General features: G+C 58.8%; 4 protein-coding genes, 1 tRNA gene and 1 pseudogene. 5 read left to right on the top strand and 1 reads right to left on the bottom strand.

Going from position 1 to position 4,503, the window contains the following annotated elements:
• Positions 1-792: 792 nt before the first annotated feature.
• The 4 genes from AWB78_RS47315 (at position 793) to AWB78_RS44780 (ending at position 2,270) form a co-directional block, all read left to right on the top strand.
• On the top strand, positions 793-1,047 hold the full coding sequence (locus tag AWB78_RS47315; RefSeq protein ID WP_157697864.1) for a hypothetical protein: 255 nt from the start codon (positions 793-795) through the stop codon (positions 1,045-1,047).
• Positions 1,048-1,320: 273 nt separating this feature from the next.
• Complete coding sequence (locus tag AWB78_RS41520) at positions 1,321-1,671, top strand: hypothetical protein (protein ID WP_157697863.1); 351 nt, start codon at positions 1,321-1,323, stop codon at positions 1,669-1,671.
• Positions 1,672-1,871: 200 nt separating this feature from the next.
• Positions 1,872-1,962: transfer RNA gene (locus tag AWB78_RS41515), tRNA-Leu, on the top strand.
• A 17-nt stretch (positions 1,963-1,979) separates the two neighbouring features.
• Positions 1,980-2,270, top strand: coding sequence for a hypothetical protein (locus AWB78_RS44780; protein WP_074173714.1), 291 nt, complete (start codon positions 1,980-1,982; stop codon positions 2,268-2,270).
• Between the two features lie 307 nt (positions 2,271-2,577).
• Here the strand turns inward: AWB78_RS44780 and AWB78_RS41510 are convergent, their stop codons facing one another.
• Entirely contained in the window at positions 2,578-3,762 is a 1,185-nt protein-coding gene (locus AWB78_RS41510; RefSeq protein WP_062612980.1) for a tetratricopeptide repeat protein, read from the bottom strand.
• Between the two features lie 474 nt (positions 3,763-4,236).
• Between AWB78_RS41510 and AWB78_RS50220 the strand changes: the two are divergent.
• A pseudogene (locus AWB78_RS50220) lies at positions 4,237-4,377 on the top strand (IS110 family RNA-guided transposase); the annotation flags it as partial.
• Between the last annotated feature and the right edge of the window lie 126 nt (positions 4,378-4,503).

The following is a 4,503-nucleotide window of genomic DNA, read 5'->3' as shown; positions in this document are numbered from 1 at the left end:
CCGCACACAGGTGCTCGATGTAGCGATCAAACTTCGCTAGATTTTCCATTGCAGCCCACTAATAAATATGGAATCCTAATTATGAACTGAAATGAAGATGGAAGTCGCTATTTTTTATGACACAGTGAGACTAGCATCCGGAAACCCGCCCGCCCTCGGAGGGTGAGCGGGCACAATAACGAGGTTGGAAGACCGGTGTTGACTCCGGCGAGCCTTACGGCTCCCCCGCCAAGGCCCGCCCATAGGCGTGCACAGGCAAACGCACGACCTGCCGAGGCAGGCGGTGCGGTCAACACGACAGGCTTCCAAACCTGTACCGTCGCTGTTTTGACGGCTGCCCGATTATAACGGGTTTCCCAGCGGCATCGACGAGGCGCATCAGATGGTGGGGCCGCGCGCCGAAGCAAAGAAAGCGTAGCGTGCCTCAGTCGGCTGCGGTGACTGAGGTGAGGCGACGCGCTTGCGCGAGACGATTCGCTTAAGATCCGCAGGCCGCCCCGGATTTCGCGAAAATCGCGCGCCCGAACCAGGAATAAATATTCACGCTTAAGAACACCATCGATCGGGATTACGTACACAAAATATCGCGAACGTGACCTTTGCGCGAAAGGGGAACACGCCTGACAGCTCGGTCCGCTCGATCTCGCCCCCCGCCCTATCCCAAATTTATTGTTACTCGAAACACGGTGGGTATCTGATGACCCGTACACGCTTTCTGAGCGACGAGGGTTCCTGCAGGGGGCCGTCGGCTAGCTCGTGCCAGAATCTTGCCGCTATCGCGGAGGTGGCTCAATGGTAAAGCAGAAGGCATTCCAAATGAAATCGCCGCCTCCCGCCGTGGCGCTGTCGAGCGCGCGCCGTCCAACAAGTCAGGTGCACTTTCAACATAACAGCATCGAAAGGCTCACGGCGGAAGATCATGTCGATCTTCTCTGGCAGCCGGAGCGTCCTATGACTGGCGCTGGCCTGCATCTGAAGTTCGATGCAGTAAAGCCTGGAGGCGGCGGCGCCTTGGCTGGTCAGCCCCTCGCTCCAGCAACGGGGTGAACGGACATTATAAGTCTTGCGCGTGCTCCCAAGACCGGGCCTCGCCCCGTGGTTGGCACTGCAGCGATGCCCGAGCCGTTCGCACCCACAGCGCCTGGGCGGTTCTTTCGCGAGGGCCGACCGCAATGCCGCCTTCTGACCCACTTGCTTGGACCGAGCAACGGCAGATTCACAATTTGTTCGGTGCCGTGTTCGGCATCAGGGATGCCTTCCGACGGACCCGGACCGTTGACTTCGCCGACTCTGAATCACACCAGCCATTCAGGCAAAGACATGACAGCATCGCTGCGTTCTAAAACGCTTCAATATTGTGAAACCATCGAGCGCAGCGTGAGAAAGTATGTGCGCGATCAAGCGGTGTTGTCCGAGGAGATTATGTCGCTACTCGAGACATATGACACCCTCACCTGTGAGCGGCTATCCCTCATGATCGGCGCCGACAGCCGGTTGCTCGAGCAGGTGCTGGAGGACCTGATGAACGTTGGCCTGATCACTCGGGTCGCGCGGCTGGATTCGAGAGAGCGGGCGCACTACTTCTGGTCAGCGTCGCACGGAAATCGACTCCGGTTGAGCGATGCGAGGACACTGGCGGCGTCTCAAAGCACGGGGGGCGACCGCTTGTGAGAGTGGTTTGCGATGCTGGTATGCCGCATCCGCAGATTCAAGAAACGTAGCCGCGAGGCTAAAGGCATGTCTCTGCTAGGAATGCATCCTTCGGCGTGTCGCGCACGCCACTGCGGTGACATAATCACGCGTGCACCCACACCGACTCAACGGTGCGCGCACGTCGCAGTTCGTGGACAACCACGGGCCCACCCAACATTGCCCGGGTGGTGAAATAGGTAGACACAGCGGACTTAAAATCCGCCGCGCGTAAATCCGCGCATACCGGTTCAAATCCGGTTCCGGGCACCAAGCGAGAAGATGCATCGATGGAATCACTGACGGCCCTGCTCTCAGCCTACGACGCACTGACCGACAAGACTACATTCTACGCGCAAGGATTGCAGGGCATTATCGTTGAACGCGAAGCGCAACTGAAAGCGACGCTTCGAGACAGAATCCTGGAATTGTCGTCATCCGAGGGGTGGACCGACACGCGTATCGCAACTGAGCTCAACGTACTTGACGGCGCAACCGGCAAGATTTTGTCCCCGCTGGACACGAAATACTTCACCCCTCGCGCAACATCAGGTAACGGACCGTCGTCGGGCGGTGAATGAACTCGTAGAGTGGAGCCGAGAGTATGCGAAAAAAGCACGACAAGATGTCGTTCTATCCCCGCGTACTGTTTGCATTGATGCGCAAACGCATACAACCGGTGCGTTACGGACGCGTCCGGTCCGCCGTCATCCAACTACCTCGGTTTGCTCCATCTCGCGCATGTGCCGCTCGAGGTCTTAGGCAATTTCGTAGCGAAATTTTCGTTCGGGTGTCCGGCGGTCTTGATCGGGTCGTAGTCACGTCGGGTCCTAATTCAGTGATCAAGACGGCAACGCAGATAGGGCCGGTCCCTCGCGGCGGTCCTTGTCAGTGCAAGGAGCAGGGTCCCGTAGGGTAACGCGCCTCATCTGCCTCATCTGCATCTGGCGCAGAGCCATCTCCCGCCGCTGCATCAACGATATATCTGCGTGCCGGGCGGTGGGATTCGGAATGGGCGACAACCTCTCTGTGCAGGTCAGCTGAAGCCTGCGCCGCATTCCGGGCTGCAGGCGCATCTCCTGCTGCGGCGCATTCCCGACTGATCAACTGTAGGGTAATCACTTCGTCGCGCGGCAACGATAACTGCCTCTGTAGTTGAAGCACGGACACAAATGCGTCGCGGGCCGCCTCATGCTGACGACGCCGGGACAGGATGTTGCCTATGGCGAGACCTGTGTTGATCAATCGGGGGCGATCACCCAATTCTGCAAAGTGCGACCTTGCGATTTCGAAGCAGGCAAGCGCCTGCGTGGGTCGCCCCGCTGCGGCGAGGGTGCGTGCGCGACCGTAGTGGGTCATCGCGATCCCGGCCATCATCTCCGTGTCGTCGAAAAGCTTCTCAGCCTTATCGATCAGCGCAAGAGACAGCTCGATTTCCCCCTGATTTGACCACGCATCAGCCAGATTAAGGAGTGCGGTAGCCTCATCAGCTCGGCTTTGAACGCCCGCCTCAGCTTCGGCAAGTTTCAGCGCATGTTCGTAGCATTCGATCGCGGACGAATTATCTCCCTGCGCCTCGTGCAGCATTCCCATTCGAAGGACGGTCCGACCCAGTCCCTGGTTATCACCCATCTCCCTGCGAAGCTCACGAGCCTCTTCCAGGAGCAATCGAGCCCGGTCATAGTCCGACCGGTCGGCATGCAGGACGGCGAGGTTGTGCAGCGTCGCGGCAAGCCCGCCAAAATCACCCGCGTGCCGGCGAATCTCGAGCGAACGCTCATAGCATCGCCTCGCCTCGTCCACGGCTCCCAATTCGCGATACGAGACCGCCATGTTGTTAAGTGCTGTGCCAATCTCTCCTGTCGCATTGACCCGGACAAAGTACCGCAGTGCGCACTCCAACGACTCCACGGCCTTCGCGTGCTGACCGGCCTGCTCAAACACCTCGGCCATCTTGCCGCAAGTCACGCCTTGACCTCGTACATCGTGGATGAACCTGCGGAACGCCAAGGCCTCTTCGTACGCGTGGATCGCCCCCGCATGATCGGCGAGAAAGAAACGTACCTGCGCCACATTTTGTGCGCAGTTCCCGCGCCTGCCCAGTCTTCATCCCGCTTTCTGATAGCTGCGGCTTGCAGCAGGCAATGTAAAGCCGCATGAAATTCCCGCTTGACGAAGTGGCAACCCGCTTGCGCCTCAAGCTCCAGGGCGGTTTCTCCATCACGGCGAATCGGGCTATTCATCGAAGGGAAATATCCTGGCGATCATTCAATTTTTCCTCCGCCAACGAACAAGGAACAAGGAACAGTTGTGGTGAGCGTAGGCAAAATGTAGCACTCCATTCACTATCATTTTCTACGTGGACACCGCAAAGCGATCAATCGATCATAAAATATAACGCGCGCTCCAGCATGGACTGCACCCGCAATCCGGCGATGTCTGCATCGACGTCAACACGCGTTAGTGGCGGCCGCCCGGTCGGCTTCGGAAGACGGGCGATCGCGCATTTGGCATGGAAGAAAATTCCCGCTTCCCAGCGCGCGATACCAATCAATTCAGGCGCGCGGCATCGAGTGCTACGTCGTCGATCCAGCGTGCACTCCGGTCGAACGTCACAAGCGGCGCGCGAAGATCGATCGGCTCGACGTAATCAAGCTGGTGATCGACCTGCGTGCGTGGCTGCGCGGTGGAACTTCTGTTGGCGTATAGAGAACGCGCTCGTTCGCGAAGGCGGCTCTGCAATGATCCACGGCGAGCCCGGCACCGGCAAGAGCGTGGTTATGCGCGTGCTGGCCGAGAAGCTCGAGCGCCTGA

The sequence above is a fragment of the Caballeronia calidae genome (assembly GCF_900044055.2).
Taxonomy (GTDB): Bacteria; Pseudomonadota; Gammaproteobacteria; order Burkholderiales; family Burkholderiaceae; genus Caballeronia; species Caballeronia calidae.
This window is presented reverse-complemented; position numbering and strand designations above follow the sequence as displayed.